This is a genomic window from Glaesserella sp. (assembly GCF_041817755.1).
Taxonomy (GTDB): domain Bacteria; phylum Pseudomonadota; class Gammaproteobacteria; order Enterobacterales; family Pasteurellaceae; genus Glaesserella.
The window spans coordinates 1-18,227 of record NZ_JBGYBX010000003.1; the positions used below are offsets into that span (position 1 = coordinate 1).

The 18,227-nt window shown below is 45.3% G+C and carries 8 protein-coding genes, 2 tRNA genes and 1 pseudogene; 2 read left to right on the plus strand and 9 right to left on the minus strand.

Annotated elements, in window-relative coordinates; translation table 11 throughout:
- Window positions 1–304: 304 nt before the first annotated feature.
- Window positions 305–6,340, minus strand: a complete 6,036-nt coding sequence (locus ACEYKX_RS00315; RefSeq protein ID WP_373766979.1) for an Ig-like domain-containing protein — start codon at window positions 6,338–6,340, stop codon at window positions 305–307.
- A 106-nt stretch (window positions 6,341–6,446) separates the two neighbouring features.
- On the minus strand, window positions 6,447–11,801 hold the full coding sequence (locus ACEYKX_RS00320; RefSeq protein WP_373766978.1) for an Ig-like domain-containing protein: 5,355 nt from the start codon (window positions 11,799–11,801) through the stop codon (window positions 6,447–6,449).
- 240 nt (window positions 11,802–12,041) lie between these two features.
- On the opposite strand from ACEYKX_RS00320, the gene ACEYKX_RS00325 reads away from it, so the two are divergent.
- Complete coding sequence (locus tag ACEYKX_RS00325) at window positions 12,042–12,875, plus strand: DUF5718 family protein (RefSeq protein ID WP_373766977.1); 834 nt, start codon at window positions 12,042–12,044, stop codon at window positions 12,873–12,875.
- Window positions 12,876–13,167: 292 nt separating this feature from the next.
- Here ACEYKX_RS00325 and ACEYKX_RS00330 read toward each other — a convergent pair.
- The 7 genes and pseudogenes from ACEYKX_RS00330 to ACEYKX_RS00360 all read right to left on the minus strand — a co-directional run bounded on the left by ACEYKX_RS00330 (window position 13,168) and on the right by ACEYKX_RS00360 (window position 17,647).
- Window positions 13,168–13,254 (minus strand) — tRNA-Leu (locus tag ACEYKX_RS00330).
- A gap of 3 nt (window positions 13,255–13,257) precedes the next feature.
- Window positions 13,258–13,333: transfer RNA gene (locus ACEYKX_RS00335), tRNA-Gly, on the minus strand.
- 109 nt (window positions 13,334–13,442) lie between these two features.
- Window positions 13,443–13,760, minus strand: a pseudogene (locus tag ACEYKX_RS00340) (DUF2322 family protein).
- A 14-nt stretch (window positions 13,761–13,774) separates the two neighbouring features.
- The gene (gene ftsN, locus ACEYKX_RS00345) at window positions 13,775–14,572 is read right to left on the minus strand and encodes a cell division protein FtsN (protein WP_373766976.1); all 798 of its coding nucleotides are present in this window, start codon (window positions 14,570–14,572) and stop codon (window positions 13,775–13,777) included.
- Between the two features lie 85 nt (window positions 14,573–14,657).
- Entirely contained in the window at window positions 14,658–15,299 is a 642-nt protein-coding gene (thiQ, locus tag ACEYKX_RS00350) for a thiamine ABC transporter ATP-binding protein (RefSeq protein WP_373766975.1), read from the minus strand.
- A complete protein-coding gene (thiP, locus tag ACEYKX_RS00355; protein ID WP_373766980.1) occupies window positions 15,299–16,900 on the minus strand; it encodes a thiamine/thiamine pyrophosphate ABC transporter permease ThiP in 1,602 nt (533 codons plus the stop codon). Before thiP ends, thiQ begins: the two co-directional genes overlap by 1 nt.
- A gap of 78 nt (window positions 16,901–16,978) precedes the next feature.
- Entirely contained in the window at window positions 16,979–17,647 is a 669-nt protein-coding gene (locus ACEYKX_RS00360) for an NAD(P)H-dependent oxidoreductase (RefSeq protein WP_373766974.1), read from the minus strand.
- Window positions 17,648–17,760: 113 nt separating this feature from the next.
- On the opposite strand from ACEYKX_RS00360, the gene ACEYKX_RS00365 reads away from it, so the two are divergent.
- Window positions 17,761–18,054, plus strand: coding sequence for a YfcZ/YiiS family protein (locus tag ACEYKX_RS00365; protein ID WP_373766973.1), 294 nt, complete (start codon window positions 17,761–17,763; stop codon window positions 18,052–18,054).
- Window positions 18,055–18,227 lie beyond the last annotated feature (173 nt).

Consider the following 18,227-nt stretch of genomic DNA (forward strand, 5'->3'; position numbering starts at 1 on the left):
ATGAATTTCAAGTTAAGCACTTATCAAGACTTCAAAATTAAAAAATATTTTCAAACAAAGTCAATCAACAAGTGCCCACACAGATTGTCTGATAAATTGTTAAAGAGCAAAAAAGAACGACGCACTGTTTAATCACTTCGCAACAGCGCGTCGTTGTGTGGGGCGCATTATAGAGATTTTAGAATTCCGCGCAAGCGATTTTTGCAAATTTTTTGAAAAATCCGACCGCTTGTTGAAAAACAATTCAATTTGGCTGAATTTTTAGCAGCAAGCGATCTGTTTTGGAGTGAATTTTGCAAATCGACTATACCACCACAAACATCGTATTTTCTAAGGTGCTTAGCAGGTTTGCGATGGTGGCGAAATGAACGCTGTCTCCTATACCGTTTGCATCACTGTCATAGGTCAAATAACCGGTCGTCGACTCAAAATGGATATGCTCTTTCACACTCTCCGCATCGGTTAACCGGCTGAATACCGTTTTGGATAATTCGATTTTATCTCCTTGAGTCAAGTCCTGAATAATATCGATGCTACCATTTAAGGGGGTATTAAAGACAAACGTATCATTTCCCTCGCCACCGAATAAGCTGTCTGCACCCAGCCCGCCGATCAAGCGATCATCACCGTCACCGCCGTTAAGCACGTTGCCGACATTATTCGCCGTGAGTTTGTTATTGCGTTGATTTCCTGTCGCTTGCGTTGCCGTCGTCCCCATTAACGTTAAATTTTCGACATGCTCCGGTAAATGGTAGTCTATCGTACTGTAGACAATATCATTGCCTTCATCAACCTGTTCAAGTACGGTATCCGAGAGTTCGTTGACCACATAATGATCATCCCCCAAACCGCCTTTTAACGTATCGGCACCGGTACCACCGTCAAGATAATCATTTCCCGAGCCGCCTTCAATCAAGTCATCACCGGCGCCACCGTAAATATTGTTATCCGCCGCATTACCGATAAGCGTATCTTTATGCACCGAACCGATAAGGTTTTCAATTTGTGTTCCTTGCCCGATATACGCTTGTCCTTGAGTATATTCGATGTCTTGAACACCGACTTTTCCGCTCCCTTGAACCGTCGCCGTACTCTCTAAGCCGAAATAAGCTTTAGCATCTTGTTCATTGGCATGAACGGCTTTGATGACAAAATTTTTTTCTTTCGTCTCCCCGACATGAATCCAAGAACCCGGTGTGAGATTAACGTAAACTCCCTCATTTTCTTTGGAGGCATCAAACGTATCGACGCCGCCACCGTCCCAAATATAGCGATCAATATCCGAACTATAGGTATTAAAATGTTTGAAGGTATACACGTCATTACCGATTCGCGCTTTTTCATTGACGCCGAAACGATTTTGTAAATAAGCCAAATCATAAGGGCGTAGAGTACGTAACGCCTGATATAACTTATCGTTTACCCCCGAATTATATGAAATTACGGAAAATTCCGCCGAGTTTTCATATGGATATTGAGGGCTGAAAGGAATATCGCCTTGGGCGGTGTGATTCATCCCCAAGGTATGCCCGATTTCATGCAATGCCGTGTAGAAATTGTAATTTTCTCCCCAGCTTTTATAATTCATTTTACTATTCCAAGTGATATGCCCGCCGTTGCTCGCCACCGCTGCAAAACCATTATTCATCGGAGCAAAATGCACAAAGGTATTCATGCTGTTTTTTCCGCTCCAGGTTTTTGTTTCAACAAACTCCACATTAATGTAATCGGAAATCACACTGTACGCTTTTCGGAATATATTCTTCAAATCCTCATCCAGTAATGCGTCACTCGGCACGGTTCCGCCCGATTCGGCTTCCTGTGTGCCGTAGAAGTAATACTGAATCACGGCGGGTTTACCTTGCGGCCCGCCAAGCGGTACGTTAAAGCCGTTTTTTTGCAAATTTCCCAAGTGACGGATAAAGTACGGTGTCGTCCAGCCTGCTTGTGAATGATCGTCTTGTACCGTGCTTGGTATAGGTATTACACCGATTTTTTTCTCACCTCTCACCGATACGGCGGTACTGTAGGTTTCTTGATCGGAAACCCGAATGATGTTACCGGAGAGATCTTGTGTTTCCAAGGTCGCGGTAATTTTCGTACCGGCAGCAAGAAAGGTTTTCGGTACACTCACAGAGAATGTGTTATCCGCCGATACCGTTGTGTCGACACGCTCGTTACCGACGGTTAAGGTGATTTTATCTCCTTGTTTTGCCGTACCCGATACCGTACCGCTGACCGTGGTCATTTCATCATGGTAAGCAATATAATATTTGTCTTTATCCACTAATTTGAGGTAGTCGCTGCTAAGCGTCAGGCTTGTGGTTTTGACTTCCGGCGCATTGATTTTTTGAATGCTGTAGCGGTTTTCTCCGACTGTCGTTAATTGATGTACCTTCGGATCCGGTGTGAATGTTACCGAAACGCGCTGACCGTTAAAATCCTTTAATTCACTGGCGGCGATGTCAATAAAGAAGGCTTTATTTTGTACACCCACCTTGTATTCTTTATTCCCTACGCTGATAATCGCTTGACGAACCTCATTGTAGTTTTTGCCTTGTGCGTATACGCCCTCAAACTCCGCCGTTCCGCTGATACGGATAATCGGGTCTTTATCCGTCAAATGCAAACTGAAATCATCGACGGATGTCATGTCGATACTTGCCGCCACATGTTTATCCACTTGAAACACTTTCGCCGTCGTTGCCGATACGGTTTCACCGGATGAGACTTTTGCCTTAACAGTATAATTCGCCGCCCCAATCAATACCGAGGCGGGCACCTCGGCAGTAAAATTGAGCTGGCTGTCCAACTTCCCGGTATAGGTATTTCCATTCACCATAATCTCAACGACGGAAGCGGCATTCGCTTCACTACCGGCAATATTTCCCGATACCCTAATCATTTGCGATTGCTCGGTTACGTTAATCAGGTTATCCGTAGTAATATCATTCAACGTAATACGAATATCCCCTTGGCTGACACTGTAGGATAAACTGGCTTGAGCGCTGCCGACATTACCTGCGGTATCTTTCGTCGAATAGTGTGCCACGACACTGGGTGAGGCGCTGTTAACCAATTCGGAGGCGGAGATCGTTGTACTAAACACACCGTTATCCATAATCACCGCCTCTACCGTTTGATGATTTACCGTCAAGATAACCTTTTCACCGACTTTGAAATCACCGCTGACTTTACCTGATAGGATAATTTCTCGCGTATCGGTTTGAGCAAGGCTATTGTCATCGTCTATCGGATCTAATGTAATGATCGGCTTCGGTGCGATTGCATCAACAACGAAATTGACCGTCGCACTTGCCGTTGCCGGGTTGCCGGCACGATCCAGTGCGTTCACCGTAAGCGATAAGGTATTATCTCCCTCCCTGCTTGTTAGTTCGCCGACAGGCAACGTCAATGACCATATTTTCCCTGTCACCGTCGGAGCGTACGTTTTGTCGTTTAAAGTGACGACTAACTTGATATCCGCCTGATTAAAATCCGCTTCATCATAAGTTAACGTCCCGCTAATGACCACTTCCGAGCGGGTTAAATCCGCTGCCACAATGGTTTTACCGTTGTTGATCGGGTGAATATCCGCTTGGATTCGAGCCTCCGTATCATAACGATAAACCACCTTTTCACTCACCACGACTTTTTCATTCGTCGTATTGTTCTTCACGGTCGCCACCACAAACATTTCCGAGCCGTTGGCAAAATCGTCCGTGTTGAGTTCCGCTTTGAAGTTACGTAACGCGTGACTATCCCGACTTAATTCGGCGTCATACGTTTTCCCGTTTAATTTTATCTCTACTTTCTCCACGGTTTCTCTGCCGTTACGGATGCCCAGCCCCCAAACCGTGCCGTTATAGGTGATGGTGTCATTTGCCTGCACAAATGCTTTGTTGATCACATTTTGCTCTCCCACCGCCGCAAGACTTGACAAATTTGCATCGCTTCCGGTCGTATTGACATTATACGTTTGGCTGGTTTCCGCTTCCGCCGTATTGCCTGCTTTATCCGTCGCCATCACTTTAGCTCGGATCATTTTATGATTTTCCGCCGTTAACGTTGCCGTTGAAAAATCCACTTTAAATGTGCCGTTTTTCACTTTTGTGGTCAGCATCGTCCAATTTGCCCCCGAGCAATACGGGCAACCGCAAGAGATTTCGACTGTATCGCCGTCTTGCGCTCCCGTCACACGACCACTGATTTCCGTCATGGCTTTTTCCGATTCGGCTTTATCGATCTTGTTGTCCCCGGTAATTTTGTTCAAGGTGATGGTCGGTGTTATTTCAAGATCCGTGCCATAAACATACAGTTCTCGGGCAGTGATATTTTCCGTATTTCTGACTACAGCGGTAATTTTGCTATTTTTTGCCAATAACTGACCGCTTGCAGGCACGCGAAATTCCCCGTTTTGCACCGTCGTTTTAATAATTTGATCACCGATAATCAACTCGACCGTCGAACCGTCATCGGCGCGCGTGACTTTCCCCGATAAGATAATCTCCGCCTTTTGCGATTCCTCAATATTAATCACATTGTCTTCCGTTACCTTATCAAGAGTGATCGTCAGTAATTCCTCCTGAACCTGCCACGTTTTCCGTGCGGTAGCGCTCGCTCGGTTTCCGGCTTGATCCTGAACGGCGATACTCGCACGGACTTCCTCGTGCACAATCAAGTTTTTCGTATTGATCGCTTTGGAAAATTTCCCTGCAATCACTTCGGCGTAATAAACCGATTGACCGATTTCAAGTTTGACGTAATCACCATCCGCCGCATGTTTCACCGAACCGGAAAGCGTTGTTTTTTCCGCTTTTTGCTCGACCAAATCAAGGAGGTCGTCATGGGCTATTTTGTCAAAAATAATGACCGGCTCTTCAATCACGGTATCAACCTGATAATGTTGCTCCGCCGATGCGGTACCCATAACGGGACGAAGCGGTTTGCCTGTGCTGGGGTGAACACCTTGCTGTGATTTATATGCGGTAAAAGAGGCGTTTATCACATAATCGCCTTCACCTTTATTTAACTCCGCCGTATCGATTTCTACAGACCATGTCTTTTTTTCCCAATCGACAACAGGCTGAAATAACGCCGCTGCATTCGAACTTCCGACCTTTTTCAACGTAATCACGATATTCGGCGGCATAACATCAAACGAGATACCTTTATGATCAAACGTCCCGGAAAGCATCGTTTTTCCCGTAATATCGTTTTTGTTCAATATACCGTCCTCACCGGCAACACGGTGATCCCAAGCAATCGTCAATGCCGGAGGTTGCCCGTCAACCGGTTCTTCAAGCGTAGCCAGCGAAGTTAACGGAGCCAGCTCAAGCGTGGTTTGTGGTTTGGGTTCCGGTACAGATTCGATTTCGGGCTCAACCACCGGTTTGGCTTTAGGCGTCACTTCCCATGTCGGTTTACTTTCCGTCTTTGGTGGTTCTTCCGTCTTCGGTGGCTCTTCCGTCTTCGGTTGCTCTTCCGTCTTCGGCGGCTCTTCTGTCTTCGGTGGTTCTTCCGTCTTCGGGGGCTCTTCCGTCTTCGGCGGCTCTTCTGTCTTCGGTGGTTCTTCCGTCTTTGGGGGCTCTTCCGCCTTCGGTGGTTCTTCCGTCTTAGGTGGTTCTTCCGTCTTTGGCGGTTCTTCCGTCTTTGGTGGTTCTTCCGCCTTCGGCGGTTCTTCCGTCTTTGGTGGTTCTTCCGTCTTTGGTGATTCTTCCGCCTTCGGCGGTTCTTCCGTCTTTGGTGGATCTTCCACCTTCGGCGGTTCTTCCGTCTTTGATGGTTCTTCCGTCTTTGGTGGTTCTTCTGTCTTTGGTGGCTCTTCCGCCTTCGGTGGGGGAATATATTGAGATTCCACTGTCTTTTGATTATGTTCCGATTTGGATTGATTTGACGTACTCTGATTACGACCGCTTTGTGCAATGGCGACACCGCCGGCAACAACGGCTATCGAACCTAATGTCGCTCCAATGAGTTGTGTCGCTCCTAATTGAGTTACCAGGTTTGCCGGTGAGGCGAGGGCGGAGATTTCCGATGCCGACCCTGCACTTTCCGCCGTAGCAAAAGAAGCTTGGTTTTCCGCTAAATATTGCGTATTTTCAATAGGGTAATTCTGTTGATAGTCCTCCAACACAACACTTGGCTGTTCTGCGCCGTCGACAAATACCCAAAGATCACCACCAACCACCTTTGTTTTAATATTCGTGATGAGTTGACCGTTTTCATCCGTTAATCGGTATGTGGTTCCTGAAACCGCTTTTTGAACGGTTGTTTTACCTGCTTGTAGAGTAAGCTTCTCCGTCTTACTATTGATAACATGTAACGTCATCTTTTTCATAATAAAAAGGCTCCTTTAACAGAAGATCACAAATAAATGATCCAATATTGAATAGTATTAAAACGATAAAAACCTACTGTTATTCAATAGGCTTTTATTTAATACATTAAGCGACGATGAAATAATTCTGATCCAAACCGGCAATCGGATTGTTTACGGTTGCAAAATGAACACGATCCGTACTGCCCTCATTATCGCTGTCGTAATACAATTTACCGGTTTCTGCATCGTACTTAATGAAGTTTAATACGCTCTCTTGATCTGATAATGCCGTAAAAATTTCACGTGAAAGTTCCACTTTATCGCCGGCTTGCAGATCTATCCTATCGACATTACCGTTTAACACCGTATTGAAAACAAAAGTATCGGCGCCTTCTCCACCGTTCAATATATCTGCGCCCAAACCGCCGACCAATCGGTCATCTCCGCCGCCACCGTTTAACGTGTTACCAAGATTATTCGCCGTCAAGGTGTTATTCAGTGAGTTACCCGTTGCAACTTGAGCCGTTGAACCGACCAAGGTCAGATGTTCCACGTTCTCCAAATCGGCAAGACTAAAATCGATATTGGAAAATACGCTATCGATACCTTCGTCTTCATTTTCAATAATCGTGTCGATAACGTTTTCTACTACGTAAGTATCATTACCCAAACCGCCGATTAATCGATCCGTTCCTTCGCCGCCGTCAAGATGATCGTTTCCGGCACCGCCATCAATAACGTCATCGCCTGCACCGCCATAAATATTATTGTCGGCGACATTGCCGGTCAGTTTATCGGCGTATGCCGATCCGATCAGATTTTCAAGCTGCGTACCAAAGCCGATAAAAGCTTGACCTTTGGTATATTCATTAAAAGTGGTAGAACCCAATTTACCCCAATTATTGACCGAACCCACTGCAGTATCACCGGATAAACCGAAATACTCTTGTGCGGTATACGTTTTTTGTTCTTTGATCACTAAGGTCTGTTCACGCGTGTCACCGACATGAATCCAAGAGCCGGGGGTCAAATCAATCGTTACGCCTTGTTCTTCTTTAGAAGCATCAAAGGTATCCACACCTGCACCATCCCAAATATAGATGTCACCGTCCGGTGAAAAAGCATTGTAAGCCTTAAAGCTATACACATCATTACCGGCACGGGCTGTCTTATTTACGCCGAATTGATATTGCAAATAAGCGATATCAAACATACGCAATGTTTTGAGATTGTAGAATAAGTTATCTTTTACCCCATTGTTGTAAGACATATTGGTGAGTTCAAGAGTATCTTCTTTGGCTCGGAACGTATTTTTAAATCCATTACTGGAGTGAGCCATACCTAACGTATGCCCGATTTCATGTAATGCGGTGTAGAATGAGTATTTAATTGTCGGATAGGTATAAGCAACCCCACCGTTCCAAATGATATTTCCGCCTGACCACGCCCAAGCGGCATGTCCGCGCAGATTATCCGCCTTGGCAATATAGATATTGGTGTCCGCTTCCGCCACAGAATTCACTTCAACAAAATTGACGTTGATATATTTACCGATTTCCGCATAAGCCTCTCTAAAATCGCTAATAAAATTTGGGTGAAAATCTTCAGGAGCCACATAATCCGAATATTTTGCATTCACCTCACGACTGCTTTCGATATTTGCCGGATCAGCCAATTCTTCCTTGGTTACAATATGATATTTATAAACTAACGGCGCACTCTCACCGCCGAGAACGGTATTAATCGCCGAACGAATCCCCCCCAATTTCTCCACAAAATAAGGGAAATTATAGCCTTCCGTCGAATGATCATTATTGATATCCGCTTGCGCCGGCGGCTGAGACTGCACAATTACATGCTTACCGCTTACCGCTTGTGGGGCGATAACTCTCTCAATGTCTGACACCTGAATGGCGTTACCCGACAAATCATTTGTCGTCAATGTAGCCGTCACGTGATCCGCTTGTGCTAAAACGGATTTATCCACTAAGGTTGAGAATACATTACCGGTTTGTACTTGCGTTTCATAACTCTTATCGCCGACCTTAATCACAATCGTCTCACCGACTTTTACCGAGTGATTATCCGCCGCACTGACTGTACCGCTCACCGTTACTTGTTGATCGGCTTGGTAATTCACTTTATAACTGTTATCGGCTTGCTTTTCTAAGTACGGACTCTCAAAGGTAATCGCTTTGACTTGCGGTGCTCTTGCCCCAAAAGTCCGCCAAGTGGAATAGGTGCCGTCAGGCTTCGTATTAAGACCATAAACATTATGATGGTAGTCCCCGTTCACTCCGGTTGCCAAAGAGAAACTTAAGGATACCGGTTGACCGGTCAACTCAGCCAACTCGCTTGCCGCTATATCCATAAAAAATTGCTTATCGCGGAAACCGGCTTTATAGGTTTTCTCACCGAACTTCACTTGTACTTCCAGTAACCGTTTATGATTTAACCCTTGTGAATAGATATCGTTGTCCGCAAATTCGACGGCACCTTTAATGCGTACAAGCGGGTCGATTTCGCTCAAATTTTGCGAAAAATCACCGACCTGAGTGATATCGATCTTAGCCACTACATTTTTGTCGACCGTATAAGAACGGGCGGTATTGGCTGAGGCGCCATTTTCACCGAGGATACTCGCCGTGATGACATATTTATCCGTAGAAATCAGCTCGGCTGCCGGCACGTCAAGTTTAAAGACCAATTGACCGCCCGCATTTTGTACCGCCGTTGTACGACTCGTGCCGTTAATCGTAAGGGTAACTTGTTGACCTTCACGGGCATCCGTTCCGGATACCGTACCTGATACCATGATATGACTTGATTTTTCAGTGACGTTGATCAAGTCATCAGCGGTGATACTGTCAAGCTGAATATCAATATTGCCGGTTTTTACACTATAAGACCGGCTGTCTTCCGCTACAACACGATTTCCCGCAGCGTCCTGTGTCGTATAGCTTGCTCTGACGCTCATCGTTGGATCATTTGCTAAGGTTTGTGCCGCAACATCGTGACTAAAGGTACCGTCCGCCGTCACATTCACCGCAATCGTTTCACCGTTGACGAATAATCGCACTGTCTCTCCGGCGATAAATTCACCGGTTACCTTTCCTTTAAGGGTGATATTACCCGTCCGCTCATCTTGGCTGATCGCATTATCCACCGTAATCGGCTCAAGCGTAATCGTCACTTGCGGTGCTTTCGTATCTACTTGGTAAGCGGCCGTTGCTGTCGCTGTTGCGATATTCGCCATTTTATCCGTGGCGGTTACGTTAACCGAAAGGCTGTTTTCTCCTTCGGCTTTCGCCAATACCGACAAAGGGACCTCCACCGACCAAGTTTTGCCCATCACAAGCGGCGTATACGTTTGCCCGCCGACCGTTAAAACCATATTGACGCTACGTTCGGGAATATCGTATTCATCATAGTTCAACGTACCGCTAAGTTTGGTGGTTTTACCCAAATCTGCAAAAGCGATAGTTTTATTATCGTTAATCGGATCAATCGTTACTTGAATATCCGCCGTCACATCATACACATAGTTAATCTGACGAGTGAGATCAAGCGTTTCCATCGTAGTCGGATTCTTCACCGTTGCCGTGACCTTTAATTGATTACCTCCCGCCAAATCATGAACAGGAATCGCAACCGTAAACCATGGCTTCGGTTGCTCTAACGTATAGGTTTTACCATTGTTGAGTTCAATGACCACACGCTCTAATTCATCCATTTTTAAATTCCGTACCACATTGGTATAGTTAATCACCGGTGTGGCGTCGGCAAAGGCTTTATTAATGTTATTGTTATCGCCGTTAAGGTTGGATAAACGGTTTAATACCGTGGCGGAACCTAATACCGCTTCCGTCGTCATTGCAACAGGTTGGCTGTATGTTTCACTGTCTTCAACGGTTGTGCTGTTATCCGCCGCATCTTTAGCCGTGACACTGGCTTTAACGGTATTATAGTTTGCCGTCAATAAGTCCGCCGTTTTGAAATCGACTTTAAACTCGCCGTTACGGACGATTGCCATCATGTCAATCCACTGTACGCCGGAACAACTTGCACAGCCGCAAGACACTTTCACTTCTTGACCGTCTTCAACCCCTTCGACCGTCCCTGTAATCGTGGTAAATTCATTTTGAGATTCTTTGGTAGTAATACGGTTATCGCCTGCAATCGGGTTGAGGTTAATTGTCGGTGTCGGCGCCTCCAAATCCACGTCATAACTATGGATAACGACCTCAGAACCGACCTTATTCGGTGTTTCAACAGACACATCCAATTTGCGATTTTTTGCCAATAACTGACCGCTTGCAGAGAGCGTAAACAGACCGGCATTGACTTGAGCCGTCAGTATTTCATCACCAATCGCAATTTTCACCGTTGAACCATCCGGTGCATTTGTTACACTTCCACTTAATGTGACTTCACCAGTTGACTCCGCAATATTGATCACATTATCGGGTGTAATCGGGTCAAAACTCAGCTCGGGGGTTTGTATGCGATACTCTCTTAACACCGTATCCGTTTCCGCAATCGTTGCCATTACCAGTTGGTGTACCACTAATGTTTTAGTCTCTACGGCAATCGCAAAACGCCCGTCTTGAACCGAGCCGGTAATCTCCGCATCTCCAACCATTAACGTAACCGTATCGCCGTTATTTGCATTTTTCACCGACCCCGTAACCATAATGGTATCGGCTTGCGCTTCAATGTGATCGATCAAATCATCCGCCGCAATCGGATCAAGTGTAATTTCAGGCTTTAGCGGTTCTACCGGCGTGACCGGTTCGGTCGATGGCGTTTGAGGTGCTGACGGCTCGTTTTTTGATTCCGTCGTCGGAGTTTGAGGCGCAGACGGCTCGGTTTTTGATTCCGTCGTCGGGGTTTGAGGCGCAGACGGCTCGGTTTTTGATTCCGCCATCGGGGTTTGAGGTGCTGACGGCTCGGTTTTTGATTCCGTCGTCGGGGTTTGAGGTGCTGACGGATCGGTTTTCGGCGCCGCTGAGTTAACCGGAGATTCGGTTTTACCGTCATCCTTTCCGCCCTGATTGCGTACTACCGCAGCAACCAAGCCGGTCGTAGCTAACGCCCCTAAGGCAATACCGGTTAATTTGGATGCACTTAATACGGAAGTTAAATTCGTCGGTGCCGCAGCCGCCAACTCCGCCGCCATCACCGCACTTTCCGCCGTAGCGAAAGAAGCCTGAGCTTCCGCCAAATATTGTTCGTTCTGAATAGGATAATGTTGTTGGTATTCTTCCAACACTAAACTCGGTTGCTCTTCTCCGTCCACAAAGACCTGAAGATCATCACCGACGACCTTGGTTTTAATATGGGTAATTAATTGACCGTTTTCATCGACTAGCTGGTATTTAGTCGCTGACATTGCTTTTTGAACGATGGTTTTACCGCCTTGTAAGCTCATCGTTTTGACATTTTCGCCACTCACAACTTTTAGTGTAATCCCTTTCATTAAATTTACATCTCCTTTAAAATTTTACTTAAACCCAATATTAGAACCACGATATAAACGGGAAGAACAGAATAATTGTAAATTTATTAAAAATAAATCAATTTTACACAAGTTATCTTTACTTTATCCCAAAAGATTTAAAAATGTACTTTCCACCGTATATTTACACAGTACATATCGCTATTTATATCAAGAAATTGTAAACTGTACCGCACAAATTCAGCACAACAGGAGTATCAAATGCACACTGCTCATTTCATCGGTTTAGGCGTTGCCGGTAACTTTGCCGGACATTTGGAACAAGCCGGCGAAGCCGCCGATTTTGTCAACGTTCAAACCACCGAAGCGATTCAACCGAAAGCGATTTTCCCGTTTTACGTTCCTTGCAAAAATTTAGCCGAATCCGACCGCTTTCTTGCTCATTATCCACTCTCTCATGACACCATTACCTTCCCGAAAGATGCCGACAACCTGCAAATCGAACCGGAAGTCGCATTAATTTGTGACATTGAGTATCAAGACAACAACGTCGTTGCATTAAAACCGACTCATTTTGCCGCTTATAACGACTGCTCTATTCGCCGTCCAAATGCGAGAAAAATTTGTGAAAAGAAAAACTGGGGAGCTAATTCTAAAGGGATTTCTGCCACCCGAATTGCATTGGATAAATTCGAACAAGGCGGAAATTTAGACCGCTACCGTATCGCCTGCTTCCACAAACGTAACGGTACCTTGAGTGAATACGGTATCGATAGCCCGACGATCGGTTACAGTTATTTCCACCAAAAGCTACTAGATTGGATCATTGATCGAATGAACCATCAGCCCGACCAAGATCCGATGAATAACATCGCCGATCTCCTTGCCCGCGCCGATTACCCGACTAAAGCCATCATCAGCATTGGAGCAACCCGCTATACGGATTTCGGCGAACATAATTTCCTACAAATCGGCGATACCAGCATTGTCGTGGTTTATAACGCACAACATTATTCGCATGAACAGATTGTTGATATGGCGGAAAAAGAAGCGTTTGAGGAAGGGATTTCGGCGTTGGTACAAACTGTAAGATAGAAAGAAGATCTAAGCCAAACGGCTTAGATCCCGTTGAGTCTCCTCACATTTTACAAATTTGTAATTTCTAGTTGATCAAAAGACTCCGCCCTGAACGAAAGGGATTAAGACTTTTCAATATGATCAAAAGCTTTTAGTTTGAGGCGTATTAGATTAGCAAGTGTACTAGTCTAATATATCCACATTTGCATTTCCTTCCTAATTTGATTTGTGTTTCTTCTAAAACTTGAGGCAATAAAAAAGCACCTTACGGTGCTATCTTATTTATCATTTCTTGTCTTGCGGAATAGAATGGTGCCCGAGGCCAGACTTGAACTGGCACGCCCCGAAAGGCGAGGGATTTTAAATCCCTTGCGTCTACCGATTCCGCCACTCGGGCAAATGGAGCGGGAAACGAGGCTCGAACTCGCGACCCCGACCTTGGCAAGGTCGTGCTCTACCAACTGAGCTATTCCCGCAAAAAGCGCTACCAGTAAAGTAGCGCTTGATGTCGTTGTATTCTAATGATTTTCATAGGGCTGTCAAACAGAAAATCACGGAAAGACTGTTATACGTTTAAAATTCAAACTATTTAATAATAGGTTGTAAGGTGTAGTTCAGCGATTGAGAAATCACATTCAACAGCAAATCAATATTCGGATGTTTTCCCGGATATTGCTTTGCATCCTCCACATGTTCCGCAAACCATTCAATACCCTGTCAGGCGGAATGTTTATCTAATTTATGTCCAAACTGCCCGTCTAACGCATGATACAGTTTTAATGAACCCAACTTTCCTTCGACTGCCGGAATATGATGAATCACCTCTCCTTTTTCATTCAATACATTCAGTCCGGAAAGGTGATCGATGCTCGGAAAGGTCGACAGATAATCTTTAAATTGCATGTAAACGTCCTCGATTACATACCGATAATTAAACATTCCGCAACGCTACGAGCATTCGATTGCGCCGCCGATGCCGCCGCTCGATCGCCGATAGGGCCGACAAACACTCGATTCCACTCACCGCTGCTGCTGATTCTAGCGTTATAACCTGCCATCGCTAAGCGGGCTTGCATATTTTCGGCTTGCGCTTTGTTTTTAAATGCTCCGCATTGTAATCCGTATTTACCGCCTGATTTAGCGGTTTCCGTCGGCTTCGGTGTTACCGCTTTTGCCGCTTCCGCTTTTTTGGCATCTTGCTGTTTCTTCAACTCGGCTTGTTTACGTTTTTCTTCCGCAAGCTTCTGCTCCTGTGCTTTTTTCGCGGCAAACTCTTCCGGTGTTAATACCTTTACCGTTTGCTCCGACTGTTGTGGTTCTGTCGGCTGTGCTACGACTTGCTCCTGAGTAGTTTGTTGTTGAGCCTGTTGCAATTCTTGTTGCTTACGCTGTTCTTCTTCCCGTTGTTTTAAAATCTGTTGCTCTTGCTCTTTGGTGAGTTGGGCCAGTTTAGAGTTCTTATCCACAGGCACTTCACGGGTTTCAAGATCCCGAATATAGCTATACACCTCTTCAGGCGGTGTCGGCAGTGTACTCTTCGGTTGCTGCGGTTGGACAGTCTGAGTTGGAATAGTCTGTATCGGTGCTTTTTCCGTCAGCATCCATAATGCCAACCCGCTTACCAATACCAATAATATAACAATCGCTAAAATAAGCGTTTTATTTCCACCACGTTTTTTTGATTTAGCACGTGCGGCATAATCACGACTCGGCACAATATTCCTCTGAAAAATAAAAAAATAATCAATATGTTTAAATGCTCGAATATTACTGAAAAAATCGTATTTTGACTAGAGTATGTTAATAATTCGGACGTTCAAACAGCTTTCCCGCTTTAACGTCTATTACACGATGAAATAAGCTTTTTACCTCATCAAATTGATGGGTTACCATCAACAACGTCAGCTCTCGTTGTTCGCACAACCTTACGACCAATGCCGACAATTCCTCTCGACGAGCGGGATCCAATGCCGAAAAGGGTTCGTCCAACAGTAAAATCGGTTTTTCTCTCAATAATGTTCGCGCTAATGCCACGCGTTGTTTTTGTCCGCCGGACAAACTGTCCGCCCGACGATGCAATAATTCGGCAATTCCCATTTGTTGCGCCATTTGTATTACGTGCCGTTGTTGTTCCGCATTTAACGTTAAACACGGCACTAACGCCAAGCCGATATTTTGTTGTACGGTTAAATGCGGAAAAACATTATTATCCTGAAACAACATAGATACCGGACGTTGTGCCGGTTCGGTCGTTAAGTGATTTTCATCGTTAAGCCACAGTTCACCGCGGGAAGCCGATTCAAATCCGGCGATCAAATTCAGCAATGTACTTTTTCCCGCACCGCTTTCACCTACGATAGCGACCCGCTCACCTCTTTTCACCCGTAATTGAAACTGCATCGGCATTTCAGGATAATCAAATTCAAGATCCAAACGAATCATTACTTATTCTCTTCATGTTCAATAAATAGGAAAGGCCAAAAAGTAAAAAGCATTAACACCAATGCCGTCACCGCCGCCTCTTCAGTACGATAACTGCCGAGCTGCTGATACAGTAAATACGGTAACGTGCTGAAATCCGGGCTACCGAAAAATGCGATTACCGCAAAACTTCCCAAACCGGATGCCATCGACAACGCCAATGCGGTTCGCAACGGATGTATCAGATAAGTTCGTTCAACAATCCACCAGCGACGCCAACCGGTTAAACCTAAACTTCGCGCCAGTTGATCATGGGAAACCAACGCCTGCCACATAGCGGAAAACAACAAACGGTAAATATAAGGTAACAGCATCAAGCCGTTACAAATACCGACAATCAATAATAACTGCCAAGTTTGTAATTCAACGTCCATCAGCAATAAAAACAGCCCGACCGCCAACAAAAAGACGGGCATAATCAACGGATAAGTACTGACACCGGCTAAAATACTCTGTTTGACTTTTTGACGGCGATAGGCCAATTGCCGCACTTCCAATCCGATCAAATATGCGACAATGATCACACTGACGGAAGAAACCAAGCTTAACAGTAACGAATACCATGCCGCTTGCCATAATGACGGATGGGTGACTTTTTGAAAAAAGGCGGGAACGCTTAATCCGCTCCACAGCACATTGCACAACGGAATGAGTAAAAAACAGCTGAACACAACCAGTACCGTTTGCAATACACGTTTGTAGATGCCGCTCGGTGATGGTTTCCAAACCGTACCGACAGCCGTACCGTTTTTTTTGCTGTGATGAAAAGCAAAGCGGGTGGCGACATCGATAAGCATCTGCAGCAGGATACCGACTAACACTTGCACCATGATCAGCAATACCGCTTTTGCAAAATCAAATTCAAAAGCGACCGCTTGATAAATCGCAACTTCCAAGGTGCTGTATTGCGGTCCGCCGCCCAACATCAATACAATCGGAAAGCTGGTAAAACAGATCAAAAACACATTCACAAAGGCATAAGGTAAAATTCCTTTTAATATCGGGTATTCCACAACCCGAAAATAGCCCCAACCACGTAAATCCAGCTGTGTCGCCAATTGATGTTGACTGCTCGGAATTAACCTCAATCCTTCCAAAGCATATTTGGTCACCAACGGAATATTGAAAAACACATGAGCAATTAAAATGCCCTGTAATCCGTAAAGGTTAAATTCCCACGGTATGCCGAAATAAGCCGATCCGCTAGCCAGCCAACCGGAATTCCCCCACACGCCGATGACCGCAAAAATGACCACCAACGAAGGCAATGCCCAAATAAACGAGACGAATTTATATAACAGCGCCTTTCCGCTAAAATTCAGATAAAAAAAGCTGCGTGCCAACATCAAACCGGCTAACACCGAAATACCGGCGGAGAGCGCAGCCTGAACAAGGCTGTAGCGCAATATCCGCCACGTTTCGGCAAGCGACCAAAACGTTTGCTCGGTTCGATGTTCAAACAGCGCCCATAAGCTAAACGCATACAGCGCCAAAATCATAAAATAGACCGACCAGGCAGTATATTTGGTCAATGTTCGACTCATGTTTTCCATTGTTATCATCACAACAAGCGGTGCGATTTCGGTATTTTTTTTGCAAAAAAATCCGTCGAACCGACCGCTTGTTACCGACCTAATATGCTATTTGACCCATTGAACCACCTCATCGAACGATTGGCGCGTTTTCTCTCTCGGTTCGGCAACGCGATAACCGAAAGCCGCCATCACGCTCAATTTATATACCTGCGGATCATACAACCCTTGCGCCGCCAATAATGCATCCAATTTTTCCAACGGGAAACCTTCAATCGGCGTACTGTCAATGCCCAACATGGCTGCGGTGGTCAACATATTCCCCAACGCAATGTAGCTCTGACGGCTCGCCCAATGATAAAACGCCTCCGGATGAGCAGTTAATTCAAAATCCGCTTCACAGAAATGGCGGTAGAAATTTTGGCGCATTGTTCTCATTTCGTCCGGAATATGGTGAACATCACGCATAATATGTTGTACATACTCGCCGTCCGCCGACAAGGTGCTCGCGTGCCGAACGACCATCACCACAAAATGACTGCAATCCATCACTTTGTCTTTAGCTCCCCACGCCGCATCTCGAATCAATTCACGAACCGCATGATTTTCAATGACCAAAAAGCGCCACGGTTCAAAACCGAACGAACTCGGCGAAAGTCGCCCGGTTTCCAAAATAAAACGGAAATCGTCATCGCTGATTTTTTTCGCCGGGTCGTAAGCTTTACAAGCGTGACGATAATGGTATGCCGTTAAAATATCTTGTTTGGAAATAGCCATAATGTTGTCCCTCCTCAATGAAATGATATGGCATATTATGATATGCTTTTATCGATAAGGCTAACGTTGTTTAGCCATATTGTGAATTCATTCAGACAAAATAGGACAAAACCATGGCAAAAACATTTAGTGATGAAGCGGAATGCTGCAAAGGCGTGTGTAAACCACAAAGCACATCCATGTTTGACAATGCGGAATGCAGCATTGAATTTGAACAACACTACGCCGATGAAGCCGAAGCGCAAGATACACTGGATTTCTTAACACAAAAAGCCCGTAAAATCGAAACGGAGCCTTGTGATATCGAGAGTAAAATCGAACCGATCGACAACGGTGTCAGACTGTATGCGAAATTTACCTTCAGCTGCCAAGCGGAAACCGTGTTGTTTCAGTTATCGCTGAGATAATTGCAAAATTCCGACCAAAACGGACCGCTTGTATGATCTGCACCCCAAAACTTGGACACCTAATTTGAGGTGCAGATTATGTCCCATCCTTATCAATTTCGTTTAGACATTATCAAATTGGTCATCGAGCAGGATGTTGGTATCCGCGAGGTGGCAAAACTTCATCACATTCC

What these genes read in the sequence shown, in the direction of transcription:
- ACEYKX_RS00315 (WP_373766979.1), bottom strand. Translation starts at nt 6,340, where the DNA reads ATGAAAAAGATGACGTTACATGTTATCAATAGTAAGACGGAGAAGCTT.
- ACEYKX_RS00320 (WP_373766978.1), bottom strand. Translation starts at nt 11,801, where the DNA reads ATGAAAGGGATTACACTAAAAGTTGTGAGTGGCGAAAATGTCAAAACG.
- ACEYKX_RS00325 (WP_373766977.1), top strand. Translation starts at nt 12,042, where the DNA reads ATGCACACTGCTCATTTCATCGGTTTAGGCGTTGCCGGTAACTTTGCC.
- thiQ (WP_373766975.1), bottom strand. Translation starts at nt 15,299, where the DNA reads ATGATTCGTTTGGATCTTGAATTTGATTATCCTGAAATGCCGATGCAG.
- thiP (WP_373766980.1), bottom strand. Translation starts at nt 16,900, where the DNA reads ATGATAACAATGGAAAACATGAGTCGAACATTGACCAAATATACTGCC.
- ACEYKX_RS00360 (WP_373766974.1), bottom strand. Translation starts at nt 17,647, where the DNA reads ATGGCTATTTCCAAACAAGATATTTTAACGGCATACCATTATCGTCAC.
- ACEYKX_RS00365 (WP_373766973.1), top strand. Translation starts at nt 17,761, where the DNA reads ATGGCAAAAACATTTAGTGATGAAGCGGAATGCTGCAAAGGCGTGTGT.